Source organism: Macellibacteroides sp. (assembly GCF_050251695.1).
In the GTDB taxonomy this organism is placed as follows: Bacteria; Bacteroidota; Bacteroidia; order Bacteroidales; family Tannerellaceae; genus Macellibacteroides; species Macellibacteroides fermentans.
In genome coordinates, this window is sequence record NZ_JBFWMI010000015.1 from 27342 (window position 1) to 49563 (window position 22222).

The 22222-nt window shown below is 41.2% G+C and carries 20 protein-coding genes; 11 read left to right on the forward strand and 9 right to left on the reverse strand.

All coding sequences use genetic code 11. From position 1 onward, the window contains the following. Positions 1 to 4: 4 nt before the first annotated feature. Genes AB7E53_RS03965 through AB7E53_RS03980 form a run of 4 tightly spaced genes read left to right on the forward strand, consistent with a single transcriptional unit; the run spans position 5 to position 3901 of the window. Complete coding sequence (locus tag AB7E53_RS03965; protein WP_176134060.1) at positions 5 to 1207, forward strand: argininosuccinate synthase; 1203 nt, start codon at positions 5 to 7, stop codon at positions 1205 to 1207. Next, positions 1207 to 2175 (forward strand): N-acetyl-gamma-glutamyl-phosphate reductase, encoded by a 969-nt coding sequence (argC, locus tag AB7E53_RS03970; protein WP_446774293.1) that lies wholly within the window; start codon positions 1207 to 1209, stop codon positions 2173 to 2175. Before AB7E53_RS03965 ends, argC begins: the two co-directional genes overlap by 1 nt. 38 nt (positions 2176 to 2213) lie before the next feature. Next, positions 2214 to 3341 carry an aspartate aminotransferase family protein gene (locus AB7E53_RS03975; RefSeq protein WP_421469156.1) on the forward strand — a complete coding sequence of 376 codons (1128 nt, stop codon included), beginning with the start codon at positions 2214 to 2216 and terminating at the stop codon, positions 3339 to 3341. 59 nt (positions 3342 to 3400) lie between these two features. Continuing rightward, positions 3401 to 3901: a copper resistance protein NlpE N-terminal domain-containing protein gene (locus AB7E53_RS03980; RefSeq protein WP_421469154.1), complete on the forward strand. Its 501-nt coding sequence runs from the start codon at positions 3401 to 3403 to the stop codon at positions 3899 to 3901. Between the two features lie 45 nt (positions 3902 to 3946). Here AB7E53_RS03980 and AB7E53_RS03985 read toward each other — a convergent pair whose 3' ends face one another. Together AB7E53_RS03985 and AB7E53_RS03990 are read right to left on the reverse strand one after the other, a co-directional pair. After that, positions 3947 to 5128, reverse strand: a complete 1182-nt coding sequence (locus AB7E53_RS03985) for an aminopeptidase C (RefSeq protein WP_446772558.1) — start codon at positions 5126 to 5128, stop codon at positions 3947 to 3949. A gap of 83 nt (positions 5129 to 5211) precedes the next feature. Then, positions 5212 to 5733 carry a DNA-3-methyladenine glycosylase gene (locus AB7E53_RS03990; RefSeq protein WP_446774295.1) on the reverse strand — a complete coding sequence of 174 codons (522 nt, stop codon included), beginning with the start codon at positions 5731 to 5733 and terminating at the stop codon, positions 5212 to 5214. A 112-nt stretch (positions 5734 to 5845) separates the two neighbouring features. On the opposite strand from AB7E53_RS03990, the gene proC reads away from it, so the two are divergent. Further along, positions 5846 to 6649: a pyrroline-5-carboxylate reductase gene (proC, locus tag AB7E53_RS03995; RefSeq protein WP_446774297.1), complete on the forward strand. Its 804-nt coding sequence runs from the start codon at positions 5846 to 5848 to the stop codon at positions 6647 to 6649. A gap of 237 nt (positions 6650 to 6886) precedes the next feature. On the opposite strand, the gene AB7E53_RS04000 is transcribed toward proC, so the two are convergent. The 4 genes from AB7E53_RS04000 to AB7E53_RS04015 form a co-directional block, all read right to left on the reverse strand. Beyond that, positions 6887 to 7045, reverse strand: a complete 159-nt coding sequence (locus AB7E53_RS04000; RefSeq protein WP_176421703.1) for a hypothetical protein — start codon at positions 7043 to 7045, stop codon at positions 6887 to 6889. A gap of 213 nt (positions 7046 to 7258) precedes the next feature. Continuing rightward, a complete protein-coding gene (gene nifJ, locus AB7E53_RS04005) occupies positions 7259 to 10804 on the reverse strand; it encodes a pyruvate:ferredoxin (flavodoxin) oxidoreductase (RefSeq protein ID WP_446774299.1) in 3546 nt (1181 codons plus the stop codon). Positions 10805 to 10836: 32 nt separating this feature from the next. Further along, positions 10837 to 12015, reverse strand: a complete 1179-nt coding sequence (locus AB7E53_RS04010) for an ATP-binding protein (protein ID WP_068182521.1) — start codon at positions 12013 to 12015, stop codon at positions 10837 to 10839. Positions 12016 to 12114: 99 nt separating this feature from the next. Further along, positions 12115 to 13146 (reverse strand): branched-chain amino acid aminotransferase, encoded by a 1032-nt coding sequence (locus AB7E53_RS04015; protein ID WP_317171225.1) that lies wholly within the window; start codon positions 13144 to 13146, stop codon positions 12115 to 12117. 70 nt (positions 13147 to 13216) lie between these two features. Here AB7E53_RS04015 and metF point away from each other — a divergent pair, with 70 nt between their 5' ends. From metF to AB7E53_RS04030, 3 genes are all read left to right on the forward strand, one after another. Beyond that, a complete protein-coding gene (gene metF, locus AB7E53_RS04020; protein ID WP_068182515.1) occupies positions 13217 to 14170 on the forward strand; it encodes a methylenetetrahydrofolate reductase [NAD(P)H] in 954 nt (317 codons plus the stop codon). Between the two features lies 1 nt (position 14171). Next, on the forward strand, positions 14172 to 15293 hold the full coding sequence (locus tag AB7E53_RS04025) for a DNA polymerase III subunit (protein ID WP_068182512.1): 1122 nt from the start codon (positions 14172 to 14174) through the stop codon (positions 15291 to 15293). Between the two features lie 223 nt (positions 15294 to 15516). Further along, a complete protein-coding gene (locus AB7E53_RS04030; RefSeq protein WP_446774301.1) occupies positions 15517 to 16149 on the forward strand; it encodes a hypothetical protein in 633 nt (210 codons plus the stop codon). An 80-nt stretch (positions 16150 to 16229) separates the two neighbouring features. Here the strand turns inward: AB7E53_RS04030 and AB7E53_RS04035 are convergent, their stop codons facing one another. Beyond that, positions 16230 to 16877, reverse strand: coding sequence for a DedA family protein (locus AB7E53_RS04035; protein ID WP_068182509.1), 648 nt, complete (start codon positions 16875 to 16877; stop codon positions 16230 to 16232). Positions 16878 to 16989: 112 nt separating this feature from the next. Between AB7E53_RS04035 and AB7E53_RS04040 the strand changes: the two genes are divergently transcribed. Further along, positions 16990 to 18627 (forward strand): CotH kinase family protein, encoded by a 1638-nt coding sequence (locus tag AB7E53_RS04040; protein WP_446774303.1) that lies wholly within the window; start codon positions 16990 to 16992, stop codon positions 18625 to 18627. A gap of 2 nt (positions 18628 to 18629) precedes the next feature. Here AB7E53_RS04040 and AB7E53_RS04045 read toward each other — a convergent pair whose 3' ends face one another. Together AB7E53_RS04045 and AB7E53_RS04050 are read right to left on the reverse strand one after the other, a co-directional pair. Then, positions 18630 to 19697, reverse strand: a complete 1068-nt coding sequence (locus AB7E53_RS04045; RefSeq protein ID WP_179399084.1) for a mechanosensitive ion channel family protein — start codon at positions 19695 to 19697, stop codon at positions 18630 to 18632. Positions 19698 to 19743: 46 nt separating this feature from the next. Then, positions 19744 to 20652: a helix-turn-helix domain-containing protein gene (locus tag AB7E53_RS04050; protein WP_068182498.1), complete on the reverse strand. Its 909-nt coding sequence runs from the start codon at positions 20650 to 20652 to the stop codon at positions 19744 to 19746. A gap of 201 nt (positions 20653 to 20853) precedes the next feature. Here AB7E53_RS04050 and AB7E53_RS04055 point away from each other — a divergent pair, with 201 nt between their 5' ends. Both AB7E53_RS04055 and AB7E53_RS04060 read left to right on the forward strand, forming a co-directional pair. After that, a complete protein-coding gene (locus tag AB7E53_RS04055) occupies positions 20854 to 21933 on the forward strand; it encodes an alpha/beta hydrolase (protein ID WP_446774305.1) in 1080 nt (359 codons plus the stop codon). 35 nt (positions 21934 to 21968) lie between these two features. Next, positions 21969 to 22222, forward strand: a 254-nt coding sequence (locus tag AB7E53_RS04060; protein ID WP_446774306.1) for a carboxymuconolactone decarboxylase family protein, incomplete at its 3' end; no start/stop codon positions are given.

Sequence of the window (22222 nt, forward strand, 5' to 3'; positions counted from 1 at the left end):
ACAGATTATGAAAGAAAAAGTTGTACTTGCATTTAGTGGAGGTCTGGATACCTCTTTTTGCGCAAAGTACCTCTCAGAAGAGAAAGGTTACGATGTTTACACGGCTGTTGCCAACACTGGTGGTTTCAGCGAAGAAGAGTTGAAAGTGATTGAAGACAAGGCTTACAAACTTGGCGCAGTAAAGCACGTAGCTCTGAATGTTGAACAGGAGTATTACGAAAAGAGTATAAAATACATGGTATTCGGCAATGTATTACGTAATGGAACCTATCCCATATCTGTAAGCTCGGAACGTATTTTCCAGGCTCTTGCCATCATTGAATATGCAAAAGAGATCGGAGCCGATTATGTAGCCCACGGAAGCACCGGTGCGGGAAATGATCAGGTTCGCTTCGACCTCACCTTCGAAGTCATGGCCCCCCATATTAAAATACTTACCCCAACCCGCGACATGGTTTTAAGCCGCGAATATGAAATCAATTACTTGAAACAACATGGTTTTGAAGCCGATTTCAAAAAAATGGAGTATTCCATCAACAAAGGTCTTTGGGGTACAAGTGTTGGAGGAAAGGAAACTTTGCATTCCGATAAAACACTTCCGGAAGAGGCTTATCCTTCTCAGGTGACAGAAACGAAAGAAGAGACGTTGACAATAGATTTCGAAAAGGGAGAGATTTGTGGTGTAAACGGTATTTCGTACAGTAATAAAGTGGATGCTATCCGCGCAGTTGAAGCTGTAGGTTGCAAATTCGCCATCGGAAGAGACATGCATGTGGGTGATACGATCATCGGTATCAAAGGACGTGTTGGCTTTGAAGCAGCCGGCCCGATGCTTATTATCAATGCACACAAAATGCTTGAAAAGCATACACTCACTAAATGGCAGCAATATTGGAAGGATCAGCTGGGAAACTGGTACGGTATGTTCCTTCACGAGGCTCAGTATCTCGAACCTGTAATGCGGGATATGGAAGCATTTCTTCAAAGCAGTCAGGCAAATGTAACCGGCCGTGTTATTATAAACCTGCGTCCTTACAGTTATACATTGGTAGGTGTACAAAGTGACTTCGATCTGATGAAAGGCGACTTTGGTGTGTATGGAGAAGAACAAAAAGCATGGACAGCCGACGATGTGAAAGGTTTCACCAAAATATTGGGTAACCAGATGAAGATTTTCTATTCGGTTCAAAACAAAAATAAACAATAATGATTAGCGCAGGTATTATAGGTGGTGCTGGTTATACGGCAGGCGAATTGATTCGTCTGCTTATTAACCATCCGGATGTTGAAATAGCTTTTGTAAACAGCAGCAGTAATGCAGGAAATAAGATAACAGACGTGCATAGCGGACTGTATGGAGAAACTGATCTTGTCTTTACAGATCAGCTTCCCTTCTCCGAAATTGATGTTCTCTTTTTCTGTACGGCACATGGCGATACGAAAAAGTTTATTGAAAGTCATGAGATACCGGGCAAACTGAAAATCATTGATCTTAGCACCGACTACAGAATTGAAACTGGTGATCATGATTTTGTTTACGGTCTGCCGGAATTGAATCGTCGTAAAATTTGTGCTGCCAATCATGTAGCCAACCCCGGATGTTTCGCCACTTGCATTCAGCTGGGTGTACTTCCTCTCGCAAAGCATCTGATGTTAAATTCAGAGCTGCATGTTAATGCAATCACAGGTTCGACCGGTGCCGGAGTAAAGCCTTCCGGAACTTCTCATTTCAGCTGGAGAAATGACAATATCTCCATATATAAACCTTTTGCACATCAACATCTTGCCGAAATCAAACAAAGTCTTACCTCTCTGCAGAACAGCTTCAGAAGCGAAATTAATTTTATTCCGGTAAGGGGAAACTTCTCAAGAGGAATATTTACAACCACCTATTTGGACTGCAAAGTTGGATTGGATGAGATCAAACGGATTTACGAGGAATATTACGATGATCATTCCTTTACATTCATCACTGATAAGAATCCTGACCTCAAACAAGTGATTAATACAAACAAATGTTTGATTCATCTGGAAAAGCATAACGATAAATTGTTAATCATTTCCATGATTGATAATTTGCTTAAAGGTGCTTCGGGACAAGCTGTTCACAATCTGAACCTGATGTTCAACCTGGAAGAAACAGTGGGACTGCATCTTAAACCCAGTGCTTTTTAAATTCGGAATAAGTTATAAAGAAATATAACAATACAAACATGAAATTATTTGATGTATATCCATTATTCAATATAGACATCGTAAAAGGTAAAGGATGCCATGTATGGGATGCCGAAGGAAACGAATACCTCGATCTGTATGGCGGGCATGCTGTTATTTCTGTAGGCCATTGTCATCCATACTATGTACAAAAGCTAACCGAACAGCTCAACAAATTGGGATTTTATTCCAATTCGGTAATCAATTCATTGCAAGTAGAGTTGGCAGAAAAGCTAGGAAAACTTTCCGGATACGATGACTACTCATTATTCTTAATCAACTCTGGAGCCGAAGCAAATGAAAATGCGTTGAAACTTGCCTCTTTTCATAATCACAAGAAAAGAGTTGTTTCATTTAAAAAAGCCTTTCACGGACGTACATCTGCTGCGGTGAAGGTGACCGATAATCCGGCTATTATCGCCCCGATCAACGATACGATTCCCGTTACATTTGTTCCGCTTAACGACATTAAAGCTGTTGAAGCCGAACTTCAAAAAGGGGATGTTTCTTCTGTAATAATAGAAGGAATTCAGGGCGTTGGAGGAATACAGCAGCCTTCGGATCTTTTTATGCAGGAGCTTCGTGCGCTTTGTACTCAATATAATGTAGTACTTATTTTAGACGAGATACAATCGGGATACGGACGAACCGGAAAATTCTTCGCACATCAATATGCAGGAATCAAGCCGGATATGATTACCGTAGCTAAAGGTATAGGAAATGGCTTTCCGTTAGCGGGTGTATTAATAAGTCCGGAATTCAAGCCTGTTTATGGAATGCTGGGAACAACTTTTGGAGGGAATCATCTTGCTTGTGCTGCCGCAATCGCTGTTCTTGACATCATGGAAAATGAAAAGCTGCTGGATAATGCAAAAAACATTGGCGATTACCTGATAGATGAACTAGCCAAACTCCCCGGGATTAAAGAAATTCGCGGCAGAGGACTCATGATCGGTATTGAATTTGAAGGATCAATAAAGGAAATACGTAGCCGGCTTCTTTTTGAAGAAAAGGTATTCACAGGTGTTGCCGGAACCAATACCATCCGTCTGCTACCTCCTCTTTGTCTTACTTTAGAAGAAGCCAAAGATTTTATGCAGCGCTTCAAACGAGTACTTGGGTTATAAAACAATTGAATTAATACGGCTGTTTCTTATTATATAGAACTATTAAACAGGAAAAGCAGATGAAAAAGTATCTTATTGCTATTTCGGCGATTCTATTAGTGGCTTGTAACAATACTAAATCGGATCAAAAACCTGTTGTACCAGATACTCCGGCAGATTCGACTATCGCTAATATGCGCGATTCGTTGCAAATAATAGACAGCCTGGGAAATATTGTTGAAGAAACTTATTCCGGTATTTTACCGGTTGAGAATAGTGAAGGGATTAAGTACGACTTAAATCTTTTTTTTCAGGAGAAAAGTGTTGAAGGGGTTTTCTCATTGGCAACGACTTATCTAAAAGCAGATAAGGGACAAGATAAAACTTTCTATACTTACGGTCACAGAAAAAGCATGAAGGGAAGTCCGCAATATCCAAATGATACAATCTACGAGCTTCTGCCTAGCAATGGAGATCTTTCTCTGTTCTTTCTTAGTTCCGGCGACAGTATGATACTGCTAAATCAGTATTTGGAGAAAGCCGATTCCGGGACTAACTTCACTCTGAAACTGATCAAATAAAAAAAGCCTTCCGAAGTAATTTTCGGAAGGCTTTTTTTATTTATATCACTTTAAGCCCAACTTCTTAGCGATAGTTTTTGGCAGAGCATCCTTGTGTACAATAATATTCATTGTTTTATAAGCAACAAATGCTTCCGATGCATACCATGTTCCCTGATACTTATTATCAGTACCCCATGAGTTCTTCACCATATAGAATTTTTTACCGGTCTGATCTTTAGCAATTCCGTAGATAATCATTCCATGATCATCAGTTGTTTGGTAGTTATCGTAAGCTTCCTGACGCATTGCTTGAGTAACTGCTATTTCCTGACAAGGTTTTTCGATTAATTTCTTAATTTCGTTATCCTTCTCTGTTTTGCTTAATCCAACCCATTTATCCTGGTCTGATCCGGATGTTTCAATAGCCTTGATGTCTGGAATAACTGCGATACCATTACGAGTAAAGCCTTTTTCGCTCACATCAGAACCCCAGGCAATACTGTAACCTGTATTGATAGCATTTTCAAAAACAGCCATAAACTCGTCCAATGGTAAATTATATGAATTAGCCCAACGCCAGTTATCTTCTATTTCCAGGGGAAATTCAGAATAGAAAGGGTGGTGAGTATAAGAAGTAAGCGATACATAATCGTCAATGTTCAAGCCCAACTCTTTTGCAAAAGTCTGAGGAGTATATTCTTTTCCATTGTATGTAAATTTTTCAGGAACCTCACCTAAGTAAGAATCAATTACGGCGTCGTATCCTTTTTTCCATGAAGTAGAAAGCTTACCGTTATTATTTTTTACTACAGCATTCACATAATTATATGCAATAGCTTCCATTTCGCCATGCACATGCATATCTTCTCCATATTGTAAACCGTTCATCACCGACTCTGGAACAGCTCCGTAATGTTTTGTCACATACAACACATCTTCAAAAGAGCCTCCCTGACCAAAATTTAGTTTACCATGCAGACGAACATATTTATCGGCTTTATCTTTATACGAATGGCCTACAATAAACATTTCAGACAAATCGAATTCACCCTTACCCTGACGGATCAACTCAGCCTCAAGGAAACCAAGACCAGAAAACGACCAACAAGTTCCGGTACGATTTTGATTTTTAACAGGCGTTACTTTTAATTCCTTAACCGGAGTAAAAACATAGTCACCGCTCTCCTGAGCCACTGTCGTCAATGCGCATGCAAATAACAGGGCACCCACTAATACTTTTTTCATTCTATAGGATTATTAATAATTTCTAATAAGAAGACAAAGATAAAATTTAACAACTTAAACAAGATAATTTTCGAGGTATTTTCTTAGTTTTTGGCATTATTTATGATAATAAAGCGCCAGGGCATACTTACCCAAGGTTCACCCGCATAGTTAATTCCTATTCGAGGAGTAGTTTCATAACTTACCTCGCTTCCATCATCTTCCAGCCAAATACGACCCGATGTTATAAGAGACTCTCCGTAAAAGGATTTATCCAGAGCGAGTAAACGCCCTACACGCCCCGGGCCCGAGGTCTGTTCTACTCCGCGGATAAGAACTGCCTGAGGGTTATTCTTTCCGCCACTTACAATATTTAGCATCCAATACATCCCGTAAATCATGTATACATAGATATTTCCTCCGCCCCCATACATTACTTCCGTTCGTAAAGTACGCCCTTTACTGGCATGGCAAGCCAGATCGGATACCCCATTGTATGCCTCTGTCTCGGTGATACGACAACGCAACACCTCCCCGTCGGGCATCTTCCGGCATATAATCTTCCCCAAAAGGGCAGGTGCCAATTCAAGCACATCGGTCTCAAAAAATGATTGTGTTAACTTCATACACGCAAAGATATGATTTAGACATCGGATTCCAATATTTTTAATTATTATGATTACATTTGTTGCTACTTTAGCAGATTATAATCATTTAACGGAATAGGAGATTTACACAATGAAAGTTACGGTAATCGGAGTCGGGAATATTGGTGGAGCTATTGCCCGTGGTTTGGCAAAAGGATCGATCCTAAAAGCATCAGACATTACTTGTACAGACCTGGTGCAGGAAAATCTGGACAAGATGTTGCAGGCCAACAACAGTTTCATTATTTCAAAAAATAATCTGGAAGCTGTAAAAAATGCAGATATTGTTATAATAGCAGTAAAACCATGGCGTGTCGAATCCGTAATAAGCGAAATAAAATATGCCCTGAATTACGAAAATCAAATTATCATATCTATCGCAGCCGGAATTCCTTTCGATCGTTTGAATGAATTTCTTGATAAGGATCCAAGACCCGAATCCACCAATACACCCGCTTTATTTAGAGTAATCCCAAATATCGCTATTGAAGTATGCAGCAGTATGACCTTTGTTTCCTCATGCAATGCAACACACGAGCAAGAAGTACTGGTTGTAAACCTGTTTAACGAATTGGGAAGTGCTATGTTGATCGAGGAAAATCTGATGACTGCCGGTACTGCTCTTGCATCAAGTGGTATTGCTTTTGCTATGCGTTACATAAGAGCGTCCAGCGAAGGTGGAGTAGAACTTGGGTTTTATCCGGATCAGGCCAAAGAAATTGTCTTGAAAACGGTGAAGGGTGCAGTCGATTTATTATTAGCCAACAAAAGCAATCCGGAGACAGAGATCGATAAGGTTACAACACCCGGAGGAATAACTATCAGAGGATTGAACGAAATGGAATTGGCAGGCTTTACTCCTTCTGTAATCAGAGGCCTTAAAGCCAGTAAGTAAAATAATATATAAACATATCCATACAATAAAGAGCATGACCTATCTGGGTTATGCTCTTTATTGTATGGATATGATAATTTACTAAAATGCTAACTTATATCAGTTGTATCTCTAGATTTTACAGAAACGCTTCAAACATAAAAAAAAGCCCCAACCGCCATTTTGCGAAGGACTCCACTGCATCTTCTTTGGTAACTGCCTAAGCAGTACACAAAGAAACCTCTTTAAAACCTCTGATTAATTCTTGGAAGAACTATTGTTCATTTCCACTAACATAGACCTGATCTGTGCGTTGATACGCTGACTCATTACACCATTTCCTGTAGATTGATAACGATCGGCCTGGTACTTTAACATCGCTAATGCGCGAACATTGCTTTCTTTCATTGTATTCATAATTTTCATCTTTTGTGACTTACCCCTTTAGCAAGTCGGTTTATTATTTCTTTATTTTTATACTGCAAAGATACAACAATAATTCAAATATATGCTATACAACATAAACTAAATGCATTGATTTAAGAATTTTTATATATTAGACCAACCTAACGAACTAAAAAAGGGCCATTCCTTAACGGAACAGCCCTTTTTGATTTTATTCTATACTACTTATTCAGCAGCTTCTGGTTCCATGGTTATAGACAACCGTTTGTAGTTGTTATATCTCCACTTAGCATTCTTTTCGGCAGCCTGGAACAATTCGGCGGCTTCAACCGGGAATTGCTTCATCAGCGAAGAGTAACGAACTTCACCCTTCAGGAAGCTCTGGAACTTATCCCACTGAGGTTCTTTTGAATCCAATGAGAACGGATTCTTACCTTCAGCTTCCAACGCTGGATTATAACGCCACAAATGCCAGTAACCACATGCTACAGCTTCAGCCTCTTCGGTTTGAGCTTTACCCATGCCGCCCTTCAATCCGTGACTGATACATGGAGCATAAGCAATAATCAAAGATGGGCCATCATATGCCTCAGCCTCTTTAATCGCTTTCAAGGTCTGTGCCTGGTTAGCACCCATAGCAATCTGAGCCACATATACATATCCATAAGTAGTTGCGATAAGACCCAGGTCTTTTTTACGCACCTGCTTTCCGGCAGCAGCAAATTTGGCAACAGCACCGACTGGAGTTGACTTAGAAGACTGACCACCTGTATTCGAGTAAACCTCTGTATCTACAACCAGGATGTTTACGTTTTCGCCAGAAGCAATCACATGGTCAAGACCACCGAAGCCGATATCATATGCCCAACCGTCACCACCAATAATCCATTGTGATTTCTTGATCATGAAGTGACCCAGTTCGTGGATCTGTTTGCAAATATCGCAATCGCAAGCAGCAACCATCGGTCTGATCTTTCCTGCAAGTTCAATGCTGGCATCCGTATCTTCTTTCTTTTCGATCCACTCGCTGAACAAAGCCTTAAGTTCGTCCGAACAGCAAGAACAAGTCTGCGCTTCAGTCATCAATCTAACCAAACGCTCTCTCATCTTAACTGTAGCCAGACGCATACCTAAACCATATTCGGCATTATCCTCAAACAAAGAGTTAGCCCAAGCCGGACCGTGACCCTTTTCGTTGGTTGTATATGGAGTTGAAGGAGCAGAACCAGAATAGATAGAGGTACAACCGGTAGCATTTGCAATCATCTGACGATCACCAAACAACTGAGAAATCAGTTTGATGTACGGAGTTTCACCGCAACCTGCACAAGCACCTGAGAACTCAAACAGAGGAGTAGCAAACTGAGAATTCTTCACATTAGCCTTGATGTCAACCAAATGTTGTTTTGATTTAACCTCCTTAACCATGAAGTCCCAATTATCCTGCTCATCGTATTCCCCTTCGATTGGAACCATATCCAAGGCTTTGCCTTGCTTATTACCGGGACAAACATCCACACAGTTTGAACAACCCAGACAGTCAAGAACATTCACCTGGATGCGGAACTGCATTCCGGCAAACTGCTTACCAGTAGCTTTCAGTGTTGCGAACTGAGGAGCTTTAGCCTGTTCGGCTTCATCCAAAACAAACGGACGGATGGTTGCGTGAGGACAAACATAAGCACATTGGTTACACTGAATACAGTTGTCGGCATTCCAAACCGGAACAAAAGCAGCAACTCCACGTTTTTCAGAGGCAGCTGTTCCTTGTTCCCATGTACCATCTTCGCGACCTTTAAATGCAGATACAGGAAGATCATCTCCAGCCTGAGCATTGATAGGGCGCACAATATTCTTAATGAAATCGGAATCATCCGGATGAGACTCTTCCGGTTGGGGATCAATCAGTGCCCATTCTGCCGGAATCTCAACCTTTACAAATTCAGTACCGCGATCTACCGCAGCATTATTCTTGTTCACTACATCTTCACCCTTCTTACCGTACGATTTCACAATGAATTTCTTCATCTGTTCTACAGCCAGATCAAAAGGAATTACATTTGTGATCTTGAAAAATGCCGATTGAAGGATTGTATTGGTACGGTTACCCAAACCAATTTCCTGAGCAATCATAGTAGCATTGATAATGTAAAGCGTAATGTTATTTTGGGCAAAATATTTCTTAACCTTATCCGGCAGATTCTTCTTTACCTCTTCTGCATTCCAAACCGTGTTAAGCAGGAATGTTCCATTCTTCTTCAGCCCCTTGGTTACATCGTACAAACGAAGGTAAGCCTGAACGTGACAAGCTACAAAGTCGGGTGTCGTAACCAAATAGGTAGAACGGATGGGGTTATCACCAAAACGAAGGTGAGAACAGGTAAAACCGCCCGATTTCTTTGAGTCGTAAGAGAAATAAGCCTGGCAATACTTATCGGTATTATCACCGATAATCTTAACAGAGTTCTTGTTAGCACCAACAGTACCGTCGGCACCTAAACCATAGAACTTAGCTTCATAAGGACCATTTTCGAATATAATTTCTTCTTTCTGAGGGAGAGAAGTAAAAGTAACATCGTCAACAATACCAATAGTAAATTGATTCTTAGGCAAATTCATTGCCAGATTTTCGTACACAGCAACAATCTGTGCCGGAGTTGTATCTTTTGAAGATAAGCCGTAACGACCACCAACTACAACCGGAGCGTTTTCTTTTCCATACAAACAATCCTTAACATCGAGGTAAAGAGGTTCGCCGGTAGCTCCCGGTTCTTTTGTTCTGTCTAATACAGCAATCTTTTTAACTGTTTTAGGAAGAGCTGCAAGGAAATGTTTGGCAGAGAATGGACGGTACAAGTGTACAGAAATCAAACCAACCTTTTCGCCATTAGCATTCATCATATCTATTACCTCACGGATTGCTTCTGTAACAGATCCCATCGCGATAATCACGCGGTCGGCATCTTCAGCTCCGTAATAGTCAAACAGATTATATTTTCTGCCTGTGATTACAGCCAGTTTATTCAAGTATTCTTCTACTACTTCAGGAACAGCATCGTAAAAAGGATTTGAAGCCTCGCGAGCCTGGAAGTAGATATCCGGATTCTGAGCAGTACCTCTGGCTACGGGAGCTTCAGGATTCAAAGCTCTCTTACGGAAATCGGCCAAAGCCTGCTGGTCAATCAACGGAATAACGTCTTCTTGTGCCAAAGCTTCAATTTTCTGAATTTCGTGCGAAGTTCTGAAACCATCGAAGAAGTGCATAAAAGGAATACGGGTTTTCAAAGTAGCCAGGTGAGCCACAGCCGCCATATCCATTACCTCTTGCACAGATCCGGTACAGAACATGGCAAAACCAGTCTGACGAGCTGCCATAACATCCTGATGATCGCCGAAAATTGACAATGCCTGAGCAGCCAAAGCACGAGCCGACACATGGAATACAGTAGGAAGCAGCTCCCCTGCAATTTTGTACATGTTAGGAATCATCAACAACAACCCCTGAGAGGCTGTAAATGTTGTCGTTAGGGCTCCGGCCTGCAATGAACCATGAAGAGCACCTGCTGCACCTGCCTCAGATTGCATTTCTTCCACTTTCACCGTTTCACCGAAGATGTTCTTTCTACCAGCAGCAGCCCATTCGTCAACGTATTCAGCCATCGTCGACGATGGTGTGATGGGGTAAATAGCAGCCACCTCACTGAACATATAAGCTATATGTGCAGCAGCCTGGTTACCATCACAAGTCAAAAATTTCTTCTGTTTGGACATAAGACTATTACAATTTTGTTGTTAAAAAATTTTTAATATAAGAATCCGAACAACCAAAGAGGAATTATATTATCTCCTCCCACTTCGGCTTTTTCAACGGCATAATACAATTCGGGATTGATCTTCCCTTTCAGGTTTTCTTCAATTCTGAAATTATGCTTCAGGTTCACTAAAAAGTGAGCGTTCCTTACTCCTTCATTCAACCGGTTGTCTTTTTGCATCTGATTGAAAAAGAAAGTCTCTCTTACAGCCTGAGGGTTTACAGCCATCGGTCGTATCGGATACATTAAATTGGAATTATACATATATACTCGAACCGGCTTTTTGGGAAACTCCTCTCCCACCCGGTACATCATATTCACTAGACGGGCATCCGTAAGGTACTTGATATAGTTCATTATAGTAGCCCTCGAAGTCTGAATCTCTTTGCTAAGCTGACTTACATTGGGTGTACAAGGCGCTGTAGTTGCCAATAAGTACAGTAGTTTCCTCAGTTTAGGCAGATAACTTTGTTCAATTTGTTTAATATAAAGAACATCCACCTCCAACATCATATTCATGGTTTTCAAAAGATTTTCCGAGAAATTTCGTTTTTCAAGGAAAAATGGATAAAATCCATGATGCAGATAGTCCGGGAAAAAAGCCAACGGCCTCACCTCATCACATATCTGTTTCGCTATCTCCTGATGATTTTCAAGAATTGTTTCAAACGAATAAGCAGGGAATGAAGCTCCCGACATCAGATTAAGGTACTCCCTGAATGAAAATCCACGCAGGTTGTACGATACAACCTTGCCCGACAAATCAGGATTCTCTTCCTTCAGTCGCATCACCGACGATCCGGAAAAAACAATCTTGAGATCGGGATAGTTATCATAGCAGAAACGTAGCTCTTTCGACCATTCAGGATACTTGAAAACCTGATCTATCAACAGAACCTTTCCGCCTTTTGCTCTGAATTCCGAAGCAAAATCAATTAACGAACGTTCTGTGAAATAGAAATGATTCAAATTAATATAAAGACATTCTTTCGTATTAGGGTCAAAATTTTCACGTGCGTATTGAAGTAGAAATGTAGTTTTTCCAACGCCCCGAGAACCTTTAATCCCAATCAGACGGTCGTTCCAGTTAATTTCATCCATCAACCCTCTGCGTACCGGCGACTGCAAATGCTCTATAAGATAATTATGTGTCTTAAAAAATGCTTCCACTATATAATTGCTATATCGGACACAAAGTTAGAGAAACTTCCCAGTTTTGCAACTCCGACATAGCAATTTTATTTAATAATTTATAATTAGAGATATCAATTAAGAAAGTATCGTAACCCATCCATACTGATCAGGCACGTCTCCATACTGGATGGCACGCAGCTGATGGTACAGTTTTTCGCATACGGGACCGGGCTTTCCATCTTTCGAGAAGACATACGATTTGTTTTCATCGATATCATCAATTCGTTCGATAGGAGTGACTACTGCAGCAGTTCCACACTCAGCCGCCTCTTCGAACGTAGCCAATTCATCTTCCGGAATTTGTCTGCGCTCTACAGTCATCCCCATATCTTCTGCCAGCTGCATCAAACTTTTATTGGTAATAGAAGGAAGAATGGAAGTCGATTGGGGTGTGATGTATTTGTTGTCTTTTATCCCAAAAAAATTGGCAGGACCACACTCGTCCACATATTTCTTTTCTTTGGCGTCCAGATATAAAACGGCCGAATATCCAAGTTCGTGGGCCTTTTCGCCGGCAGCCAGACTGGCAGCATAATTTCCACCCACTTTATATGTTCCAGTTCCGAGAGGGGCCGCTCTGTCGTATCCGCGCAGAATAACAACCGGTGTTGGTTTGAATCCATCTTTAAAGTAAGGTCCTACCGGAGTAACAAATACGATAAACAGATATTCTGTAGCAGGTCTTACACCTACCTGTGCACCTAATCCAATTAATAAAGGTCTCACATACAGGGATGCTCCACTTTCGTAAGGAGGAATAAAACGTTCGTTTAGTTTCACCACTTTGCGAACAGCCTCTTCAAACTTCTCTACCGGAAGTTCGGGCATCATGATGCCACGGCATGAAGATTGCATACGTTTGGCATTTTCATCCATACGAAATACGCGTGCCTTGCCATCTTTTCCTTTAAAGACTTTCAACCCCTCGAATGACTCCTGTCCATAATGTAAACAGGTTGAAGCCATGTGCAAGTTTATAAGCTCGGAAGAACTAACTTCCAACTCTCCCCATTTTCCGTCTCGGTAGTAACACCTTACGTTATAATCTGTCTTCATATATCCAAAAGATAGTTCAGACCAATTAATATTTTCCATATGCCTTGTTATTAGATTGTTGTTGCAAAAGTAAGCTATTTCGGAGTATAATTGTTACATTTGCAGCAAAAAATATAAATATATGAAAGTAATCGACCTTATACAAGGCAGCGGCAAAACAGCGTTCTCTTTCGAGATATTACCTCCTTTAAAGGGTAACAGTATCCAGAAAGTGTATAATGTAATCGACAAACTACGCGAATTCGACCCCAAATACATCAATATAACATCGCATCACAGCGAATACATTTACAAGACTCTTCCCGATGGCAAGATGGAGAAGGTAAATATACGTAAACGTCCGGGTTCGGTAGCCATTGCTTCCGCCATTCAGAATAAATACAATATAACAGCTGTACCCCATATTATATGTAAAGGATTTACAAAGGAGGAGACCGAATATGCGTTAATCGATCTGAACTTCCTTGGTGTATACGATTTGTTACTTTTAAGAGGCGACATCAAGACACTGGAAGCAGCCGACGCGAATAGCAAGCTGTACCACAACCATGCAACCGACCTGCAGGAACAGATCAACAACTTTAATAAGGGGATAGCTGTAGATGGAAGCACCTTTGAAGCCAACGAAACTCCCTTCTCATACGGAATGGCCTGTTATCCTGAAAAGCATGAAGAGGCACCCAATATGGATTCGGACATCCATTATCTGAAGCAAAAAGTTGCCAACGGAGCCGATTACCTGGTTACACAGATGTTTTTCGACAACCAGAAGTACTACGACTTTGTGGAACGTTGCCGGGCCGAAGGCATTCAGGTACCTATCATTCCGGGTATAAAACCGGTTGTATTTAAAAATCAGCTCACGGTATTGCCTAAGATATTCCGTTCGGATATCCCCGAACCTTTTGCATCCGAACTTAGAAAGTGCAATACAGACGAAGAGGCCAGGGAAGTTGGTGTGGAATGGTGTATAAACCAATGCAAAGATCTGGTTGCACACGGCGTTCCGAGTCTTCATTTCTATACTATGATGGCAACCGACAGTGTATACCGTGTAGCAAAAGAAATTTATTGACATGTTCTTTAAAGATATAATCGGTCAGGAAGAGATAAAGGCCCGTTTGATTCGTTCGGCGAAATCGGGTGTAGTTCCTCATGCCCAACTCTTTACAGAGAAGGAAGGATCGGGAGCTTTTCCTTTGGCCCTTGCCTATGCCAGGTATCTTAACTGTACGCAACCCAGCGATACCGATGCCTGTGGCCGGTGTCCTTCGTGCCTTAAATACAATGAACTGGCACATCCGGACCTCTTCTTTGTTTTTCCTATGGTAAAAAAGGATAAAAAGAAAGAGGTATGCGATGATTATATCACCGAATGGCGCTCCTTTATCAAAGGTCGTCCTTATTTTGGGTTGAACGATTGGCTTACCTGCATGGATGCAGGCAATTCGCAGGCTATTATCTATTCGGGTGAAAGTGATGAGATAATCCGGAAACTCAGTCTCCGGATCTACGAGGCGACCTATCGGGTCATGCTGATCTGGCTACCGGAGAAAATGCATCCTACCTGTGCCAATAAATTACTTAAACTGATTGAGGAACCTCCCCAGAATACCGTATTTCTATTGGTTTCGGAATCTCCCGAAAATATTATCGGCACCATTCAGTCACGCTCACAACGTATCCCGATTCGTCCGCTTTTGCCCGAAGCCATAGCAGCCAAACTAACAAAGGACTTTGGGTTAACATCCGACGATGCAAATTATGTGGCTCATATAGCCGGAGGTAATTTTTTAAAAGCCCTTGAGACCATCAGTCTTGGAGAAGAGACCAAATATTACCTGAACCAGTTTATCGGAATGATGCGTAATTCATGGAGCAGGAATGTTAAAGGAATGAAGATTATGGCCGACGAGATGGCAGGCATCGGTCGCGAGCGTCAGAAAAACTTTTTAAGTTACTGTCAGCATCTGATCCGTGAGAACTTCGTTTACCGTTTTCAAAGTCCGGAGTTGAATTACATGAACCCCGAAGAATCGACCTTCTCCATCAAGTTTTCACCCTTTGTAAACGAACGGAATGTATTTGATCTTATGGAGGAGTTAAGTAAAGCAGAAAAACATATCGGTCAGAATGTAAATGCTAAGATGGTTTTCTTCGATCTTGCGCTACGGTTGACGGTTTTGCTCAAACGTTAATATTTTTATCACATTCAACTATTCGGTCCAAACTTTTAGTATTTTTTTATTTCTGTATGCAATTAATGATATCTTTTAAACTTTATTGAGCAATACACCCGAGGTAAGGTTCAAAAATAGTATTATATTTGTTTTGTTAATGAATACCAACAAGTGGATTGCAGACTCTAAACTAACAGGTATTCCATCTTAACATATTGTTGAACATTCAAATTGTTGCAAAATGAAAAAGACAGGAATTATAATAGCCATTGCATTGCTGACTTCGGTTAGTTTATTTGCACAGAGGGAATATAGCACATTTAGTGCCCGCATATCTACATTCGGACAATCGTTCGATCGTCCCTCATTCGAATTAGAGTTTACAAAAGCCTATGGAGTTCCGGCCTACCAGGTACGCGACTATTATGCAGGGGTTGATCACAGTTGGGGAGACCTGTCCCTTGCTTTCGAATTTAGTCGGTTCTTTGACCGTCCGGTAGTAGTAATATTAGACTCATACCGCAGATACCACTCATGGGATCGTGTTGCGTACCACTACGGTGCTAAATACAATTCCAAAAAGTATAAAATGCTGGCCAAGATGATGCGCGATCGCGAGAAATATTGGGATAGAGTTCATCGTGAGCACCGTAAACACTACTACGCTCAACAGGCAAGGTATGAAAGAGATCGTGATTACAGACCTCGCTACGATAACGACCGTTATTACCGCGACGATCGCCGTCAATACGATCGAGACAACGACCGCGACCGCTACAACGACCGCGATAAAGGTTGGGATAACAAAGGTAAAGGAAACAATGGCCATGGCAAAAATAAGTCTGGGAAAGGGAATAATAATGGAAGATGGTAATTTGACACCACTCCTATAGTACTAAATAAACAAGGGCAATCAGGATAACCTGGTTGCCCTCTTTTATTAACATTCATCCGTTACCGGATTTTTCTTTTTTTGTGGGCGAACTCTATAACCGCAGGAATAATAGAGATAAGAATAATTGCAGCCACAAGAATCTGAATATTATCTCTTACCACTGTCAGCCCGCCAAACAAATAACCGGCATAAGTAAAGATACTCACCCAAACGACCCCTCCTACAATATTGGATAAAAGAAAAAACCGATAATGCATCTTTCCCATTCCGCCAACCAGAGGCGCAAAAGTTCGGATAATTGGAATAAAACGTGCCAGGAAAATTGTTTTTCCACCATGTCGCTTATAGAAGGCCTGTGTCATTTCCAGATAAGAGCGTTTGAATATTTTGGAATGCGGATTCTTAAACATTTTACTTCCCAGATACTTTCCGATACAAAAATTCACCTCATAACCCAGTATCGCCGCTATAATCAACAAGAATGCCAATAAATGCACATTAATTGTACTCGATTGCATGGCCGCAAGAGCTCCGGCTACAAATAGCATCGAGTCGCCAGGCAGAAAAGGAATAAAGAAGAACCCAGTCTCGCAGAACATAATAACGAACAGGATTACATATATCCAGGCTCCGTATTGGACAGTCATTTCCGCCAGATACCTATCGATATGTAATACAAAGTCGACAGCCAATTCTACATATTCCATTAAACCCCTTACTGTTACTAAATAATAGATGCGTATTCTTTGTATAATAATAACAGTTTAGAAATATTAAATATCTATATTTACAGATCTTTTTTTTAATCTATATAGTATCATGAAGCAAATTACGTTGTTAGTGTTCTCAATTCTTTCGTGTTTTTCTATTTTTGCTCAAAGAGCGGACAATTACAAGCCTACCAATCCGTATGTCTACTTTACGCAGACTAACCTTCCTATTGTTTTTATAAACACCGGGAATACCATGATTCTGAGAGAAGACAGAATCGCGGCGCGTATGACTATCATCTATAACGGAGAGGGAAAGTTGAACTATGCCGACACACTGGCGCATCCCGATCAATCAACGGCATACAAAGGACGGATCGGGATCAAGTACAGAGGTAACTCCTCTTTTACCAACTCGGATAAAAAGCCCTATTCCTTCAGACCCGAAAACGAAAGCGGTAAAAAACAGGAGGTTGCTCTGCTAGGAATGGGAGCCGATAGCGATTGGTGTCTGCTTGCGCCCTATTCCGATAAAAGTCTGATCCGGGATATGCTTACCTTCAAACTGGCCAAGCCCTATTTTGAATATGTGCCCGACGGGGTGCATTGCGAAGTCGTTCTGGACGGTACCTATTACGGTGTCTATATTTTAAGTGAGCGTGTACGACAAGGAGCTAACCGGCTGAATATACCTAAACCCGGAAATTCGGGCGACGAACTTACCGGTGGTTATCATGTGGAAGTAGACCGCGACGACGAGGTGGTCTATACTTCAAACTACAACCCCCAATATTCGTGGGGAGCATCCATGATAAACAAAAAAATCTCATTTCAATATAAGTACCCGGAGTTTGGAGATCTTACAAACGAACAGAAGGTTTACCTGCACGGACAGATTAATAAATTCGAAAACTCCTTAGCAGCATCCAACTATCAGGACAAGCAGGAGGGTTACCGCAAGTACCTGGATGTAACCTCTTTTATAGATTACATGCTTTCGACCGAGTTTGCCCGCAATGTGGATGGATACCGGTTAAGCACCAATTTATATAAACATCGCGACAGTGTAGATCCCCGATTCAAAATGTCGTTATGGGATTTTAATCTGGGTTTCGGGAATGCCAACTACAACGATGGATGGAACCCCCAAAGCTGGGCCTACAATACAAACGATGTAAATCCTTCCGAAGCACAATTGATTCCATTCTGGTGGTACCGGCTGTTGAGTGATCCGGCTTATGTAAAGGAGATGAAAGAGAGGTGGACTATGTACCGCAGCACAAACTACTCCAATGCAAACATCATGCATGTGGTAGACTCACTCACCGATAAACTGAACAAGGAGAATGCCCAGTACCGTAATTCTCTTGCCTGGCCCCGCTGGAACGTTTGGGTGTGGCCAAACAAATATGTAGCCAGCTCGTATTCGGATGAAATTAATTACATGAAAGATTGGATCACGAAACGTCTTGCCTTTATGGACGGTACGCTTTACACGTCGGCAGAACTACCGCAGACTCCAACCGTAAAGATTTCGCCCAATCCGGTAAGAAAAGGGGAGATACTACATATAAACGGAGCCCAACTTAAATCGGTCCGTTTAATTTCATTTTCGGGCGCACTAATCAAGCACGGAGATCCTTCGCAAAACAACCTGTCCATGCAAGGCGTACTACCCGGCAGCTATCTGTTGGTTCTGGAAACCACACAAGGATGGATAACAGAAAAGATACTGGTAAGGAACTAAACTTATCCTCTTTTTTCGTCTATCGGTAAGCGGGCAAATGATCCGGGAAATTCACGGTTAATAAAGTCGATCATCTTTTCGCGCACATCCACTTTAAGATCCCAGTTTCTGGAAGAATCTGCACTGCTTACCAATATTCGAAGCACCTTGTACCATTCCTTGCTGTCCGTAACCTGTATATTGCATACACGTTTGTCCCAGTTTGGATTCTCACTCAATATCTCGCTGAGCTTTTGCCTCAGAGGATCTACCGGCAGATCGTAGGAGACAAATAAGAAAACTGTGCCTAATATATCGGAGGTAGCGCGTGTCCAGTTCTGAAACGGCTTGGTAAGGAAGTAGTCTATCGGAACCACCAATCTCCTTTCGTCCCAAATCTTTACGACTACATACGTAATGGTAATTTCCTCTACACGCCCCCACTCGCCCTCAACAATCACCACATCATCCAGTCTGAGGGGTTGTGTAAGGGCTATCTGCAAGCCGGATAATATCTGTCCTACACTACGTTGGGCAGCCAATCCCACAATAACACCAATCACCCCAGCCGAAGCAAGCAGACTAACACCAATATTTTTTAAGGCCTCGAAGGTCATCAGACTGATTGAAATAAACAACACTACAATTACAGCAATCAGAATTCCTTCAAACATCTTTAGCTGAGTTAGCCGTTTACGCGCCTCCAGGTTGTTTGGATCTTCAATATTCAATTTGTTCTGAAGATAGAATGACAACGACTTCACCACTTTGATAGTAAACCATCCCAAAGATGCGATCAACAATATACGGCTGATATTGGTTAGCACTTCGAAATAGTTTTCGGCAGGCATAAACAACTGATTATAAATGCTAAGCAAGATAGAGAAGAGAATCCAGAGCACAGGTGCTCTTAAGAAACTAATAATAACATCGTTCAATGGCTTGTTTGTTTTTACCACATGCCGTTTCAACCTCTTTTCAATAAAATTATATATGAAATAAATAGTAATAAAAGACAGAATAAAAAATAAGATGACAAAAGGAATCCGCCATACACTATCGTTGGAAATTAATTCTTTCAGTTGGTCCATAGGTTATGATTTTTATTGATTAAACGAATCCGAATCTATTACGGATTTACGATTTACCGGCATTATACGCCGCCCGGTATTCGTTGGGAGCAACCCCTATTCTTTGTTTAAAGAATCTTGTAAAATGTTGGGGGTACTTAAACCCCAGGTCATAAGCAATTTCGCTTATGGACTTGTTTGTATCCATCATTCGTAGCTTTGCTACTTCTATAACTTTGGAATGAACATACTCCTGAGCAGAAACTCCGGTCTCCTTTTTAATCAAATCGCCAAAATAGTTGGCTGATAAATTGAGCTCCTCAGCACACCAGGCAACAGACGGCAAACCAATATTCTGGGGTTTATCCGACAAGAAATAATGATTTAAAACCCTCTCGAATCTTTCCAGAATACCCTTATTGCTATTATCCCTCGTTATAAACTGCCGATCGTAAAACCGGATACAGTAATTGAGAAACAATTCAAGATTGGATACAATTAATTGCTTGCTATGTTTATCGATCGGGTGCTGTAATTCATACTCAATTTTTGAAAAACAATCTAATATGATCTTCTTTTCCTGTTCCGATAAATGGAGCGCTTCATTAACGGCATAGGAGAAAAAATGATAGTCGTGGATATGTTTGCCCAGCGTTGTACCCGCAATTAAATCGGGATGAAAAACCAGTGCTGTACCCTGAGGCTGATAAAATTCATCCTTGTTCTGACCGATTACTTGTCCCGGTGCCAGGAAAATCAACGTACCCTCCTCGTAATCGTAATTGCTTAAGCCATACCGCAAATCGCCGCATTTAACTTTCTTGAAGAAAATTGTATAAAATGCATACCGGAACTTCTGGAATTTCCGGGGAGCAGCCTTGTCCAAATTAACAACGCTGATCAACGGATGTAAAGTTTCCTGATCATTAAAAGCATTATACTCTTTAATTGTATTGAAGTTGAGAATAGTATCCATAGCGATTTCATTTATTATTACAGCAAAATTAAGAAATTAAATCCTTATCTTACAGGAGTTTCCTCAAAACAGCGATTTTGGTAGGTAATCAGTAATTCATATAACAAAACACTGATTTACAGTTACTATATTTGCAAATGTATAAAAAATATCAGGAAGTAAAACCACAAACAAGTAGAACGATATAAATAATCATCCAATATGAAGAGAACAATTTATAAATCTTTTGTCGTGTTGCTATCAATGGTTAGTCTTACACCATTCCTTTCTGCACAATCCCTCAAAAAACAAAAACCTTTGGTAATTGAGCAGCAAGGAAGTTTCGCCGTGGGAGGAACCGTGATTACAAATCCCGGCACATTCGATCCGTATAAACCAACTCCGGAGGGACAAACCTTTCATGGAGACCATGCCTATGTTTTTTACCAGATTCCGGTCAATGCAAAGAAATATCCGCTGATAATGTGGCATGGTATAGGTCAATTCTCGAAAACCTGGGAGACTACTCCCGATGGCAGAGAGGGATTTCAGAATATTTTCTTACGCCGGGGTTTTGGAGTTTATGTGATTGATCAGCCTCGCAGAGGAAATGCCGGCAGAAGTACGGCACCTGCTACCATCGATCCCGTTGCCGACGAACAGCATTGGTTTGGTGTATTTCGTGTAGGTATCTGGCCAAATTATTATGACAATGTTCAATTTGCCCGCGATTCTGAAACACTGAATCAATATTTCCGGGCAATGACGCCAAGCATCGGACCGATCGATCTGAATGTAACCACCGATGCAGCTTCCGAACTACTTAACAAAACCGGTCCGGCTATTCTTGTCACCCATTCCCATTCGGGTGGGATGGGTTGGATTACAGCTATTAAAAATAAAAATGTAAAGGCCATCGTATCCTATGAGCCAGGCAGTGGATTTGTTTTCCCGGAAGGCGAAGTACCTCAACCGGTTGAGAGTTCGTCAGGAGCCCTTCAGGCAACGTCTGTTTCGCTGGACGATTTCAAATCACTCACAAAGATTCCTATCATTATTTATTACGGAGATAATATTCCGGAAACACTTTCTCCCAACGCTGCAGCCGATGGCTGGCGCGCCCGACTGATCATGGCGAGGCTTTGGAGAGATGTTGTAAACAAACACGGTGGAGATGTAACCGTTGTACACCTTCCGGAAATAGGCATTAAAGGTAATACACATTTTCCTTTCTCGGATCTGAATAACATTGAGATAGCCGACTTAATGTCGGAATGGCTGAAAGATAAAAAACTGGACTAAGTATAGTAAATCATATAAACAAATCATAGCTGAGAATGAATAAAGTATTTATCATCGGATTGCTTACAACAATTCTATTATTTCCACAGTATATGTTTGCTCAAAACAATCCAACTGATCGTATGGCCTTACAGCCCAAAGATCAAAGTATCATCGCTATTTCGGCGCTTACCGCAAAAGGCGATTTAGTGAATTTAAAGCCTGCTATAAATAAAGGTCTTGAAAGCGGACTAACGATCAATGAAATTAAAGAGGCAATTGTACATCTGTATGCTTATTGCGGATTTCC